The organism is Halomonas sp. EF61 (genome assembly GCF_040147045.1).
Lineage (GTDB): Bacteria > Pseudomonadota > Gammaproteobacteria > Pseudomonadales > Halomonadaceae > Halomonas > Halomonas litopenaei.
On the sequence record NZ_JAMSHM010000002.1, the window covers coordinates 281,501 to 295,145 of the forward strand.

Genomic DNA, 13,645 nt, shown 5'->3' on the forward strand with positions numbered 1-13,645 from the left:
GCGCCAGCGATAAAGATACGAGGACCGATCGATGAGCCAGGACTCAGACAACAACCACAACAACGCCACCCGGGGCATGTCCAACCGCCTGACCAACTACGGTGACGCCGACTTTTCGCTGTTTCTGCGCAAGGCGTTCATCAAGGGCATGGGCTATACCGACGATGCGCTGTCGCGGCCGGTGATCGGCATCGCCAACACCTACAGCGGCTACAACGCCTGTCACGGCAACGTGCCGGGGCTGGTCGAGAGCGTGAAGCGAGGGGTGATGCTGGCCGGCGGGCTGCCGGTGGAGTTCCCCACCATCACCCTGCACGAGTCCTTCGCCCACCCCACCAGCATGTACCTGAGAAACCTGATGGCGCTGGACACCGAGGAGATGATCCGCGCCCAGCCGATGGATGCGGTGGTAGTGATCGGCGGCTGTGACAAGACGGTACCGGCCCAGCTGATGGCGGCGGCCAGCGCCGATATACCCACCGTCCAGCTGGTCACCGGGCCCATGCTGTCGGGCTCCCATCGCGGCACCCGGGTCGGCGCCTGTACCGACTGCCGTCGCTACTGGGCGGCCTACCGCGGCCAGGACATCGACGACGCCGAGATCAGCGAGGTCAACGACAAGCTGGTGCCTACCGTGGGTACCTGTTCGGTGATGGGCACCGCCAGCACCATGGCCTGCCTGGCCGAGACCCTGGGCATCATGCTGCCCAACAGCGCCACCGCGCCGGCGGTCTACGCCGACCGCCAGCGCATCGCCGAGCAGTCCGGGACCGAGGCGGTACGGCTGGCCCGTGACGGGGTCACGCCCTCCCAGATCCTGACCCCCAAGGCCTTCGAAAATGCCCTGCGGGTGCTGCTGTCACTGGGTGGGTCGACCAACGGTTTGATCCACCTGACCGCCATCGCCGGTCGGCTGGGCATCGACATCGACCTGGACGCCTTCGATCGCATGAGCCGCGAGACGCCGGTGCTGGTCGACCTCAAGCCCTCCGGCGAGGGCTACATGGAGGATCTGCATCGCGCCGGCGGCCTGCCGACGCTGCTGCGAGAGCTGAAGCCCCTGCTGCACCTGGACACCATGACGATCAATGGTCGCACCCTGGGCGAGAACATCGACGCGGCGGTGCATCTGGTCGAGCAGCCGGTGGTGCGCCCACGCTCCCGTCCTGTCTACGCACAAGGCGGTATCGCCGTGCTGCGCGGCAACCTGGCCCCGGCCGGCGCCATCATCAAGCAGTCGGCGGCGTCTGCGGAGCTGATGCAGCATCGCGGACGGGCGGTGGTCTTTCATTCGCTGGAGGATCTGGCGACGCGCATCGACGATCCGGACCTGGACGTCAACGCCGACGACGTCCTGGTGCTGGCCAACATCGGCCCCAAGGGCGCCCCGGGCATGCCCGAGGCAGGATACATTCCGATCCCGAAGAAGCTCGCCACCCAGGGCGTCAAGGACATGGTGCGCATCTCGGACGGACGCATGAGCGGCACCGCCGCCGGCACCATCGTGCTGCACGTATCGCCGGAGGCAGCCGAAGGAGGAACGCTGGGCCTGGTGCGCGACGGCGACATCATCGAACTCGACGTCTCTGCCAACCGTATCTCGCTGGAAGTGGACGAGCAGACCCTGGAGAGCCGCCGCCAGGAGACCACGGCCCCGCCGCGTGAGCAGCCACCGATGCTCGGCTATCGTCGGCTGTTCATGGAGCAGATCCTGCAGGCCGACCAGGGCTGTGACTTCAAGGTGTGCCGCCCCGAGTCCCACTGTCGCGTGCCGACCCAGGAGTGAGGAAAGTCATTCGAGCCGATGAAGGCGGTGAGCGCTATTGATAGACTGGAGTCGGCGACGGGACCGTCTCGTCGCCGCTTCACCACCGTGATCGCAGAGGATGCGAGATGAGCCAGGTCAGCGTGCAGGACCCTTCAAACAGCACCCGTCGTCCCAGCGCCACCAGCGTGGCGGAGGACATCGTCGGCAGTGTCGAGGAGGACATCGTGCTGGGGCGTCTGCACCCCAGGGAGCGGCTGGTCGAGGAGGACCTGATCGAGCGCTTCGACTGCAAGCGCCACGTGGTGCGTCAGGCGCTGTTCCAGCTCGAGAGCATCGGCCTGGTCGAACGCATCAGAAACCGCGGCGCCTTCGTCAAGGCCTACACGCCCGAAGAGGTCGAGCAGCTCTACGCCATGCGTGAGATCCTCGAACTCGCCGGTGTCGACGCCCTGCCACTACCGGCGCCGGAGCAGTGGCTGAGCGAACTGGAGGACATCCATCAGCGCTACAGCGCTGCCGTGGACGCCCATGATCTGCGACGGGTATTCCATCTCAATATCGCCTTTCACCGCACCCTGTTCGCGGCGACCGGCAATCCCTACCTCTACGAAACCATCAACGAGTTCGCCCAGAAGGCCCACGGCATTCGTTTTATCGCCATCGCCGACAGCCACAGCCTGTCCCTCGCGCGCCACGAGCATCAGGCGATGATCGAGGCGATCCGCCAACAGGACCGCCACGCACTGCGCGAGCTATGCCGTCAGCACCTGCTGCCCTCCAAGAATCGCTACCTCGAGCTGCATCCTTCCAATCGCTAGGCGCTGACATCCATCGCAGGCGCCCTTGGCAACCTCCCAGGACGGGCAGGCAAAAGCCCCGCAAGCCGGTATGGCAAGTCGGCGGCGTCACCTCATCCTTGCTCGCAGGCGCCCTTGGCGACCTCCCAGGACTGACGGATATGATCTTCGAGAAGGTAGCGGGCATCGTGAATACGCCGGTCCAGCGCCAGCTCGACCAGCTCGCCGTGCTGGGCATCGAGGCGGTCACGAATCTCCGGGTTGCCCGGTGCCAGACGACGATAGCGATCGAACTGATCGTGCAACTGCTCAATGAAGCGCAACAGCCAGTGCGAACCACAGGGCGCCAACAGGGTGCGGTGAAAACGCTGGTGGGCCTGCTCCCACTGTTCGATCTCGCCCTGGGCCTTGTTGGCCCGCGACAGACGATGGCTGGCGGCCAGCAACTGCGACTCCCACTCGGCGTCACCCTCCTGGAAGGCCTGGGTCAGCGCCATGCACTCCAGCTGCATACGTAGCCGAGAGATATCCTCGAGTTCTTCCGCCGACAGCGGCGGCACCCGGAAGCCGCGCTGATTGTGCTGCTCCAGCAGGCCGTAGGCGGCCAACCGGTTGAGCGCCTCCCGCAGCGGGCTCAGCCCCACCTCGTAGCGCTCTTTCAGCGCGCTGATGGCGAGCTTCTCCCCCGCCGCAAAACGCCCACGGATCAGGTCCTGCTTCAGCGCACTGAATACCTGGCTCGCCGCCGTCTCGCCGCTCGCCGCCACCTCGGCTGGTTGGGAATTGATCATGACAACACTCGCAAATAACAGGCTTGCAGAGTACGTCGGCAATTGACGTTCGCCAAGCGCTGGGCCATAGTTTTTAGAAAATATCGATATTAATTACAGTAGACGATATTTCTTACAACGATCGAGATATTTCTTCCACAAGGGTCGATATCTCTCACAAAACAGGCCCTGACACAGAATGCCCCGACACAGAAAGCCCTGACCCAACAGGGCGGAGCCTGTCCCCTTCACCACAACAACAGCTTCGGAACACGCCCATGTCCCAAGACGCATCCCCTTCGACAGCGCCCGCTGTCTCGCTGTCTGGCCCTCGCCATCTGATTCTGCTCATCGCCGCCATCGGCAGCCTGCTGGTCGGCATCATGGGTCTTGGCATTCCCACCGCGGTGGCGCTGATCGTTGCCGGCGCCATCGCCATGACGCTATGCCTTGCCTGGGGTATCGCCTGGTCCCGTCTGGAAAGTGATCTGCTCAAGGGCATCCAGGCCATGCTGGTACCCATCCTGATCCTGATGAGCGTCGGCATGATGGTGGGGGTGTGGATGCTCTCCGGCACCATTCCTGCCATGGTCACCCTGGGCCTCGAGTCGCTGACGCCGGGGCTCTTTCTGGTCGTGGCCTGCCTGTCATGCTCGCTGATGTCGGTCATGGCCGGGACCTCCTGGGGCACCCTCAGCACCATTGGCGTGGCGCTGATGGGGGTCGCGCTGGGGCTCGGCATTCCCCCGGCCTACGCCGCCGGCGCCATCGTCACCGGTACCTTCTTCGGCGACAAGCTGTCGCCGCTGTCGGATACCACGGTGATGGCCTCGGCGGTATGCGAGGTCAATATCATCACTCACATCCGCCATATGCTGTATTCGACCCTGCCGGCCTACCTGATCGCCCTGGTGGTCTACGCCTGGCTCGGCAGCGACGTCGCCACCTCCGGGGCGACCCTCGCCGGTGACGGCATGTCGACCCAGACCCAGGCGATCATCGACACCCTGGCCGCCACCTTCAGCGACAATCTGCTGACCCTGTTGCCGCCTCTGGTGGTGTTCGGCTGCATCCTGGCCAAGAAGCCGGTGCTGCCCGCCTTCATGCTCGGCATCGTCAGCGCGGCGCTGATCGCGGTGGTGCTCCAGGGCGCGAGCCTTTCCGAGATCGGTTCTGCCATGAACGCAGGCTTCGTCGCCGATACCGGGGTCGCCATGGTCGACAAGATGCTGTCCCGGGGTGGCCTGCAGGGCATGATGTCCACCGTGGCGGTGCTGATCGCCGCCGCCGTATTGGGGGCCCCGTTCAAGAGTGCCGGCACCCTGGACGCCGCCATCGCCTACCTGGCCCGACGCCACGCCGGCCGGCGCCAGGTGCTCGGTGGCTCCATGGCGCTGCATAGCCTGGCCTTTCTGCTGACCGGCAGCTACTACGTGACCTTCTCGCTGCTTGGCCCGCTGCTGCGCCCGCTGGTCGCCAGCAGTGGCAGCCCGACCAAGAACCTGTCACGTATCCTCGAGGACACCGGCACGACCCTGTCGCCACTGGTGCCCTGGGGCGTCACCGGCGCCTTCACCGCCGCCACCCTGGGGGTCGCCACCGCCGACTTCTTCGTCTACGCCATCCTCTGCTACGGCGCCATCGCCTTCTCGTTGCTCTATGTGCTCACCGGCCTGACCCTGGGTCATGGCAGCGACGAGCGCCAGCCGGCCGGCTCCGCCTCCGGGGCCTGATATTCCGCCAGGGCCTGCGTCACCGCTGGATCGCGGCCACGATGAACATCAAACCCGCCATCATTCTCGGGGCCCGCCTTGCCGGGCCCCGAACCGTTGGATCGCTCTTCAGGGGATTGACGGCCTTTCGAGGGCGCGGCATAGTCGGATCATAAAATCGATTTTTAACACCAATAACGATTGACCCGATCCAGCTTGGATCAGCGACCTCGAGTCAGCCACCTTGAAGAGAGACGCCATGTCTTCCCAGCGCGCGAACCCCAGCTCCCTGTCCACTCCCTACCCCGATGCCACGCCCTACCCGTCCCGGCGCAGCCCGACCTATTCTCGCGATGGCATGGTGGCGGCGTCCCAGCCCCAGGCCTCGCAGATCGGCCGTGACGTGCTCGCCCGCGGCGGCAACGCGGTAGACGCCGCCATCGCCACCGCCGCCGCGCTGACGGTGGTCGAGCCCACCGGCTGCGGCATCGGCGGCGACGCCTTCGCGCTGGTGTGGATCGCCAACGATGATCAGGGCAACGGCGAGCTGCACGGGCTCAACGCCAGCGGCGTGGCGCCCCAGGCGCTGAACCGGGAAGCGCTGGTCGAGGCCGGCCACGACAAGGTCCCGCTCTACGGCTGGACCCCGGTGACGGTACCCGGTACGCCATCCGCCTGGGCCGAACTGTCGCGCCGCTTCGGCAAGCTGGACTTCAAGACCCTGCTCGAACCCGCCATTCGCCTGGCCCGCGACGGTTTTCCGGTGTCACCGGTCATCGCCAGCCTGTGGCAGCGCGACACCGCGACCTTCCACAAGCACCTCGAAGGCGAAGCCACCCAGCCCTGGTTCGACACCTTTACCTTCGATGGCCGCGCTCCCGACGCCGGTGAGTGGTTTCGCAATGAAGACCAGGCCAGGACCCTGGAGGCCATCGCCGAGAGTCAGGCGGAGAGCTTCTACCGGGGCGAGCTGGCCGAGGCCATCGACGTCTTCTCGCGTCGCACCGGCGGCTATCTGCGCAAGGACGACCTGGCGGCCTATCAGCCCGAGTGGGTCACCCCGATCTCGGCCCGCTACCGCGACGTCGACGTCTGGGAAATCCCGCCCAATGGCCAGGGCCTGGTCGCGCTGATGGCGCTGCGCCTGCTCGATGGCTATCCGGCGTCCCACCGCGACGACCCGGAACTGCTGCATCGTCAGCTTGAGGCGATGAAGCTCGCCTACACCGACGGCAAGACCCATATCAGCGAGCCACAGGCCATGACCTACACGGTCGAGGAGCTGTTGTCCGACGCCTACACCGAGGCCCGTCGCGAGCTGATCCAGGACGCGGCCATCGACCCGCAGCCGGGCAAGCCCAGGGCCGGTGGCACCGTCTATCTGGCCACTGCTGATGCGGACGGCAACATGGTGTCCTTCATCCAGAGCAACTATCACGGCTTCGGCTCCGGCATCGTGGTGCCGGGAACCGGCATCGCCTTGCAGAACCGCGGTCACGACTTCAGCCTCGACGAGAGCCACGACAATGTGCTCAAGCCCGGCAAGAAGACCTTCCACACCATTATCCCGGGCTTCCTGACCCGAAACGGCAAGGCGTTAGGGCCCTTTGGCGTGATGGGCGGCTTCATGCAGCCCCAGGGCCACGTCCAGGTGGTGATGAACCTGGTCGACTTCGGCCTCAACCCCCAGTCGGCCCTGGACGCACCGCGCTGGCAGTGGATGGGCGGTCGCACCATCGGTATCGAGCACGGCTATCCGGCACCGCTGGTACGTGCCATGGCCGCACGTGGTCATCGCATGCAAGTAGATACCGACAGCCGCAGCTACGGCCGTGGCCAGGTGATCCTGCGTGACCCCGAGACCGGCATCTACTGTGGCGGCACCGAGCCCCGCACCGACGCCACCATCGCGGTGCTCTGACCCATGAGCGTACAAGCTTCGCTATTTGCCGCCTTCTTTCGCATCGGCATCTTCGGCTTCGGCGGCGGTCCGTCGATGATTCCGCTGGTCCACCAGGAGGTGGTCAAGCGCCACGCCTGGATGGACGACGACGCCTTCGCCGATGTCCTGGCCATCGGCAATACCCTGCCGGGGCCCATCGCCACCAAGATGGCCGGCTACATCGGCTATCGGGTCGGCGGGGTGTTCGGCGCCATCAATGCGGTGGTGGCCGTGATCGTGCCGGTAATCTTCGCCATGATCGCGCTGCTCGGCCTTTACAGTCGCTATGGCGACCAACGCTGGGTGCAGGGCATGGGGCTGGGCGTGGTGCCGGTGGTGATGGTGATGATGGCCCAGCTGACCTTCGACTTCTTCCAGAAGTCCCGGGCCGGGCTCGGCGTGGTCGCCACCCTGGTCATGGGAGTGGCCGCCGGTGGCCTGATCTATGGTCTTGGCGTACACCCTGGGCTGATCATCGGTGCCATTCTGATCGCCGCTCTGCTCAGGCCCGAGAAGCCCCGCAACGCCCCTGAAGGAGGTCGCTTGTGATGATCTACTGGCAGCTGTTTCTGGCCTTTTTCATCCCCAATATCGTCGGCTACGGCGGTGGGCCCGCGATCATTCCGCTGATCGAGAACGAGGTGGTCGGCACCTATGGCTGGATGACCCATCAGGGCTTCGCCGAGACGCTGGCGCTGGGCAATGCCCTGCCGAGCCCCATCGCCACCAAGATGGCCGGCTACATCGGCTATGAGGTAGCCGGCGCCGGCGGTGCCATGGTGGCGGTGCTGGCAACCGTCGGCCCCTCGCTGCTGTTGATGCTGGCGGCCCTGGGCACCCTCTATCGCTACCGTGACTCGATCAAGGTCAAGTCCATGAGCCAGTGGGTCCGTCCGGTGGTGATGGTGCTGATGGCCTACCTGACCGTCAGTTTCTTCAAGGAGGGCATGGCGACCTCGGGCCTGGTGCACACCCTGATCATCGCCGCTGTGGCGGCACTGCTGCTGCTCAAGACCCGCGTACATCCGGCCCTGGTGGTGTGCTTCGGGCTGGGCTACGGCGCCCTGCTGCTAGGCTGAGAGACGACACAGCACCACCGATCCATCCACAACAACTACGCGTGACCTTCGATCCACCCATAACAATCAACCCGACCATCCATCCCAACAATCACAGACAAAAGCCCTCAACGCACAGGACAATCCCATGACCCTGCACCGTACCCCTTCCAGGACCGCTCTTTCCCGCCGCTCTTGCACCCGGACCGCGCTGGCCCTGATGGTCTCTGCCTCCGCCCTGGCCGCCGCCAGTGTGGCCGTGGCCCAGGACGCCTACCCTGACAAGCCGGTGGAATTCATCGTGCCCTGGTCGCCGGGCGGCGGCAGCGACACCCTGATGCGCCTGGTCGCCAACCACGCTGAATCCCAGCTTGGTCAGCCGATCCCGGTGATCAACATGCCCGGGGTCAGCGGCACCACTGGCCTAAAGGAACTGTCCCGGCGTGACGCCGACGGCTACACCATCGGTCAGGTCCATGAAGGCCTGATGGTGGCCCACCACACCGGCCTGACTCAGCTCAACTACGACGACTTCGAGCCGGTGGCGGGTGTCACCCAGTCACCCCAGTACCTGACGGTTCCTGCCGGCGCGCCCTACACCACCTTCGAGGAGTTCGTCGAGTACGCCAAGGCCAATCCGGGTGAGGTCCGCTTCGGCGTGACCCTGGGCGGCGTGCCGCATATCCACGCCGCCATGATGGAGGAAGCCGAAGACCTGCAATTCCGCTACGTCGGCTTCGAGGGCACCGGCTCGCGCATCCGCGCCCTGGTCGGCGGCCACATCGACGCCGCCATCGGCGATATTTCTTCCAGCGGCGAGTTCGTCAAGAACGGTGACCTGCGATTCCTGGCGGTGGGCAGCGAGGAGCGCCAGCCCGAAGCGCCGGACGTACCGACCTTCACCGAGCTCGGCCATCCTGAGCTCAAGCTGAACATCATTCGCGGCATTCTGGCACCCAAGGGCACCCCGGAAGAACGCATCGACACCCTGGCCGAGGCCTTCGAGGCCATGAGCCAGGACGAGGCCTTCGCCCAGTCGGTACACAACGCCGGCGCCAGTGTGGTGTTCGAAGGCCCCGAGGCGTTCGCCGAGTACCTCGAGACCAGCAACGCCACCATCGAGCGTCTGTCAGGGAAGCTTGCACGATGAGCCAGAGCACCACCGACCGCTCCCCTTCCGGGGAGCGGCACGCCCCGGGCCGGGGTGGTCCCCTGGCCCATGTGCTGTTGAACATCGCCCTGGCGGCGCTGTTCACCGCGCTCTTTGTCAGGGCCCAGGCGCTGCCATCGTCGATGTGGGAACCACTGGGTTCGGGCAGCTTCCCGCGGCTGGTGCTGGCGGCGCTGGTGGCATTGAACCTGGCCATCGCCTTCAAGGAGGCGCGTGCCTTCCTGCGCCAGAGCCCCGGTGAGCGCGGCCAGGTCGGCGCCTGGATCTGGCGTCACCGGCTGGCCTTCGCTGTGCTGGCGCTGTTTGCGGTGTACATCATCGCCCTGCCCTGGCTGGGTTTCAGCCTGGCCTCACTGGCCTTCCTGCTGGCGGGTCAATGGCTTCTGGGCGCGCGCTCGCTCAAGGCCCTGGCCATCGCTGTGGTGGTCGCCCTGGTGTTCTCGCTCGGGGTCGACACCCTGTTCCGCGACGTCTTCGTCATCAGCCTGCCCCGCGGCCTGTTCAGCTGAGGCGGCAACGACTCCTCGAGGAAATTGCTCATGATGGATGCGCTGCTGTCCGGCATGGACCAACTGTTTACGCTCTCGACCATGTTCGCCATGCTGCTGGGTGTGATCGCCGGAGTCATCGCCTCGGCGATTCCTGGCTTCACCATCACCATGGCCATCGTGCTGACCCTGCCGCTGACCTTCACCATGGACCCGCTGCAGGGCGTGGCCACCATGCTGGCGGTCTATGTCGGCGGTTATACCGGCGGCCTGATCTCCGCCGCGCTGCTCGGCATCCCCGGCACGCCGTCGTCGGTGGCGACCACCTTCGACGCCTTCCCGATGGCGCGCAAGGGCGAGCCTGGCCGCGCCCTGGCGCTGGGTATCTGGGCTTCCTTTTTCGGCGCCCTGGTCAGCGTGGTGGTGTTGATCATCGCCGCCCCACCACTGGCGCTGATCGCCGTCAAGCTGGGCGCCTGGGAGTACTTCTCGCTGATCATCTTCGCCATGACGGTGGTCGCAAGCCTGGTCGGCAAGTCCATGCTCAAGGGCCTGATGACCGGCCTGCTGGGACTGTTCATTGCCACCGTCGGCTCCGACCCGATGATGGGAGTGGCACGCTTCACCTTCGACTCGGACCTGCTCGCCAACGGTTTCCCCTTTCTGGTGGTGCTGATCGGTATCTTCGCCGTCAGCCAGCTGCTGTCCGAGGTGGAAGACGCCGAGGGCGTCAAGCACGGCAAGGCGCTGATGCCCGACGACGTCAACTTCAACCCCATGGCGGCGCTGAAGGAAACCTTAAGCTATCCGGTCAACCTGGTGCGCTCTTCACTGGTCGGGGTGTTCATCGGTGCGGTGCCCGGCGCCGGCGGCAGCATTGCCAACCTGCTGGCCTATGACCAGGCCAAGCGCGCCTCGAAGACCCCGGAGGCCTTCGGCACCGGGACGCCGGAAGGGGTGATCGCCTCGGAGTCCGGCAACTCGGCCACCTCCGGTGGCGGCCTGATTCCGATGATCGCCCTCGGTATCCCCGGCAGCGCGGTGGACGCGGTGTTGATGGCCTCGCTGATGGTCCACGGCATCGGCGTCGGTCCGCGCCTGATCATGGATCACGGTGATCTGGTCTACGGCATGTTCATGGCGATGCTGGTGGCCGCCTTGATGGTACTGGTGGTGTGTCTGTTCAGCATGCGCTGGTTTCTGCGTGTCACCGAGGTGCCCAAGTCGATCATCGTGCCGGTGGTCCTGGTGTGCTGCGTGATCGGTGCCTTCGCGCTGAACAACCGGGTCACCGACGTCTACCTGCTGCTCGGTGTCGGCGTCTTCGGCTATGTGCTCAGCAAGCTGGACTACCCGCTGGCACCGCTGGTACTGGGCGTGATTCTCGGCCCCATCGCCGAGACCAACCTGCGCCGCGCGCTGATGTCCGACGAGAACTGGATGCTGTTCTTCACCCGTCCGATATCGCTGGGCCTGCTGTTGCTGGCGGCACTGTCGATCGTGCTGGCGGTACGCCACCACCGTCGCGCCAAGCGCCTGCAGGCGGCCTGACGGCCTGGGTGCAACTCACCCGACAGACCCTCGGCGGGGCCCGGCTGGCCCCGTCGAGGGTCACCATAACGATAGCCCCTCCCCCTTCTTCCCTGACGATAAGGTTCCCCATGCGCTCTTTCTCCCAGCGTCTGCTGTCCCCCCTGGCCATCGCCTGCGCGACGATGCTGACGATGCCCGCCGCCTTCGCCGACGAGGCTCGCCAGGTGCGTATCGCCGTCGATGTGCCTTATCCACCGTTCGAATACCGCGACGCCAACGGCGAACTCGCGGGCTTCGAGATCGATCTGGGCAACGAGTTGTGCAAACGCGCCGAACTGGACTGCGAGTGGATCGTCCAGGGCTGGGACGGCATCATCCCCGGCCTGTTGGCACGCAAGTACGACGCCATCCTGTCGTCGATGCGCATCACCGAAGCGCGTGAACGCCAGGTTCGCTTCAGCGAGCCCTACGCCATGTCGCCCAAGGTCTGGGTGGCCCGTCGCGGCGAGGCCGTCGACCCGGAAGACCTGGCAAGCCTCGAGGGCATGACCGTCGGCGTCCAGCGCGGCACCACCCAGGACACCTACATCACCGGGCGCTATCGCGACACCCTCGATATCCGTCGCTACGCCACCGCCGACGAGGTCGCCCTCGACATGGAAAGCGGGCGTCTGGACCTGGCCTTCATCAACTACCCGGTGGCCATCGAGGCGCTGGATATCAAGGCCGAGGATGGCGACTTCACCCAGGTCGGGGAGCGTATCAATTCGCCAGAATCGATCTTCGGGCGCGGCAACGCCATCGCCGTGCGCCCCCGGGACGAGGCCCTGGCCGAGACCTTCAACCAGGCTCTAAACGAGGTCTACGCCGACGGCACCTTCCAGCGCCTGATGGAGCAGTACTTCGACTACGATCTGCGCCCCGCCAGCCGCCTGTAACCAGCATGGCAAGCACAAGGGCCCGCCTGAGCATAGCGGGCCCTTGTCGTTTCCTTCGTGGTTTCCCCTGTAGCTTCCCTTGATGCTTCCCTCGATGCATCCCACGTTGTTCTGACCGGCGTCGGCTCAGCTTTCCGCCTCACCCCGCTTTTCGCCGTCGCTTTTATTACCGCTTTCGTTGCTGTTTTCCGGGCCGCTGTCAGGGCCGGCCTCGTCTCCGTCGACACTAGCACCGCCGCCGTTGTCGTCACTCGCTCTGCGGGCATAGCGTGCCAGCAACCACCTGACGCCTCTCTCCCACGCCCAGGTGGGTAAAAGCCAGTGCAGGAAGATCAATATCCTGGCGTCCCGAGGCCGCGCGTAGCGTCGACGTGGGCGACTGGCGGTCAGGGCATGGACCACCGCCTCGGCGATCATCTCGGGGGTGCCGGCCCGGGAGTGATCGGCAAGGATGGCGGCCATGCCGCGCTTGATCCGCGCATAGGGCGCCTCGGGAGGGTTCTCGCACAAGGGCTTGCGGGCAATCGCCGCCCATTCGCTGCGAATCACCCCGGGCTGGATCAGGCTGACGGACAGGCCAAAGGGGCGCATCTCGACCCTCAGGGCATCACTCAGCGCTTCCAACGCGTACTTGGTGGCGTGGTACCAGCCACCCACCGGAAACCAGATACGGCCGGCCATGGAGCCAATATTGACGATGCGACCGCGCCGTCGACGTCGCATGCCGGGCAAGACCTCCCGAGTCAACGCCATCAGCCCGAACACGTTGACCTCGAACTGACGCCTGGCCTCCTCGATCGGGACTTCCTCCAGCACGCCATAGCTGCCGTAGCCGGCGTTGTTGACCAACCCATCGAGCTCGACGCCGTCGCGCTCGATACGTGTCAGCACCGCGGCAATGCTGTCGGCGTCGGTGATATCCAGCGCCAGCACCCGGGCGCCCTTATCAGCCAGGTGGCTCATGCGCTCGACCCGCCGAGCGCCTGCGTAGACGATAAACCCCTGCTCGAGCAGCGCGGTGACGATCGCCTCGCCGATCCCTGACGACGCCCCTGTCACCAGCACGCACCTTTCAGTCCCTTGATGGTTCAACGGCCAAGCTCCCAATTTCATGGATTCGGTTACCACGCTAGCGCGTTTGAATTCGAAGATGGCACTCACCTTTCGAGGTAGGTGCTCGATCTTGTGCTCTTTTAGCCCCGACCATGGTGAAGAGGCACAGGCCTCGGAGAGAAGGCACAGACTCGAGCTTTCATCACGTTATGCTCAAACATGCTTGGACAATCCAGGGGGGCTTCTTATCGGGTAACGCTGATCTAGAGTATGAAGTGCCTTTGAAGCGACTGGCCTCGGCCCTCGGCCGGCCACCGTCTCCCATGTAAGCACCGCCGTTGACACTCGTGCCTGTACCACCGCCATCACGACCGTGTTCATCGGCGCCAGCGCTATCGATAACCGTCCCAGGAGC

General features: G+C 65.3%; 12 protein-coding genes. 10 read left to right on the top strand and 2 right to left on the bottom strand.

The annotated features are described in order from the left end of the window. The first annotated feature begins 31 nt into the window (after positions 1-31). Positions 32-1,786 carry an IlvD/Edd family dehydratase gene (locus NFI08_RS10355; RefSeq protein WP_348815754.1) on the top strand — a complete coding sequence of 585 codons (1,755 nt, stop codon included), beginning with the start codon at positions 32-34 and terminating at the stop codon, positions 1,784-1,786. A 107-nt stretch (positions 1,787-1,893) separates the two neighbouring features. After that, the gene (locus NFI08_RS10360) at positions 1,894-2,586 is read left to right on the top strand and encodes a GntR family transcriptional regulator (protein ID WP_287164746.1); all 693 of its coding nucleotides are present in this window, start codon (positions 1,894-1,896) and stop codon (positions 2,584-2,586) included. A gap of 92 nt (positions 2,587-2,678) precedes the next feature. Here NFI08_RS10360 and NFI08_RS10365 read toward each other — a convergent pair whose 3' ends face one another. Then, positions 2,679-3,356, bottom strand: a complete 678-nt coding sequence (locus NFI08_RS10365; protein WP_045993333.1) for a GntR family transcriptional regulator — start codon at positions 3,354-3,356, stop codon at positions 2,679-2,681. A 257-nt stretch (positions 3,357-3,613) separates the two neighbouring features. On the opposite strand from NFI08_RS10365, the gene NFI08_RS10370 reads away from it, so the two are divergent. From NFI08_RS10370 to NFI08_RS10405, 8 genes are all read left to right on the top strand, one after another. Next, on the top strand, positions 3,614-5,068 hold the full coding sequence (locus tag NFI08_RS10370) for a Na+/H+ antiporter NhaC family protein (protein ID WP_124804284.1): 1,455 nt from the start codon (positions 3,614-3,616) through the stop codon (positions 5,066-5,068). A gap of 238 nt (positions 5,069-5,306) precedes the next feature. Further along, on the top strand, positions 5,307-6,968 hold the full coding sequence (locus tag NFI08_RS10375) for a gamma-glutamyltransferase family protein (RefSeq protein WP_349589167.1): 1,662 nt from the start codon (positions 5,307-5,309) through the stop codon (positions 6,966-6,968). Positions 6,969-6,971: 3 nt separating this feature from the next. Then, the gene (locus NFI08_RS10380) at positions 6,972-7,538 is read left to right on the top strand and encodes a chromate transporter (protein ID WP_222569256.1); all 567 of its coding nucleotides are present in this window, start codon (positions 6,972-6,974) and stop codon (positions 7,536-7,538) included. Further along, the gene (locus tag NFI08_RS10385) at positions 7,538-8,068 is read left to right on the top strand and encodes a chromate transporter (RefSeq protein WP_287164739.1); all 531 of its coding nucleotides are present in this window, start codon (positions 7,538-7,540) and stop codon (positions 8,066-8,068) included. The genes NFI08_RS10380 and NFI08_RS10385 overlap by 1 nt, the downstream gene beginning before the upstream one ends. Positions 8,069-8,195: 127 nt before the next feature. Further along, a complete protein-coding gene (locus NFI08_RS10390) occupies positions 8,196-9,197 on the top strand; it encodes a Bug family tripartite tricarboxylate transporter substrate binding protein (RefSeq protein WP_349589171.1) in 1,002 nt (333 codons plus the stop codon). Continuing rightward, complete coding sequence (locus NFI08_RS10395) at positions 9,194-9,727, top strand: tripartite tricarboxylate transporter TctB family protein (RefSeq protein ID WP_349589174.1); 534 nt, start codon at positions 9,194-9,196, stop codon at positions 9,725-9,727. The genes NFI08_RS10390 and NFI08_RS10395 overlap by 4 nt, the downstream gene beginning before the upstream one ends. Positions 9,728-9,757: 30 nt before the next feature. Then, positions 9,758-11,257 (top strand): tripartite tricarboxylate transporter permease, encoded by a 1,500-nt coding sequence (locus NFI08_RS10400; protein ID WP_349589177.1) that lies wholly within the window; start codon positions 9,758-9,760, stop codon positions 11,255-11,257. 110 nt (positions 11,258-11,367) lie between these two features. Then, positions 11,368-12,177 carry a transporter substrate-binding domain-containing protein gene (locus NFI08_RS10405; RefSeq protein WP_124804274.1) on the top strand — a complete coding sequence of 270 codons (810 nt, stop codon included), beginning with the start codon at positions 11,368-11,370 and terminating at the stop codon, positions 12,175-12,177. Between the two features lie 126 nt (positions 12,178-12,303). Here NFI08_RS10405 and NFI08_RS10410 read toward each other — a convergent pair whose 3' ends face one another. After that, the gene (locus NFI08_RS10410; protein WP_349589181.1) at positions 12,304-13,242 is read right to left on the bottom strand and encodes an oxidoreductase; all 939 of its coding nucleotides are present in this window, start codon (positions 13,240-13,242) and stop codon (positions 12,304-12,306) included. Positions 13,243-13,645: the final 403 nt, after the last annotated feature.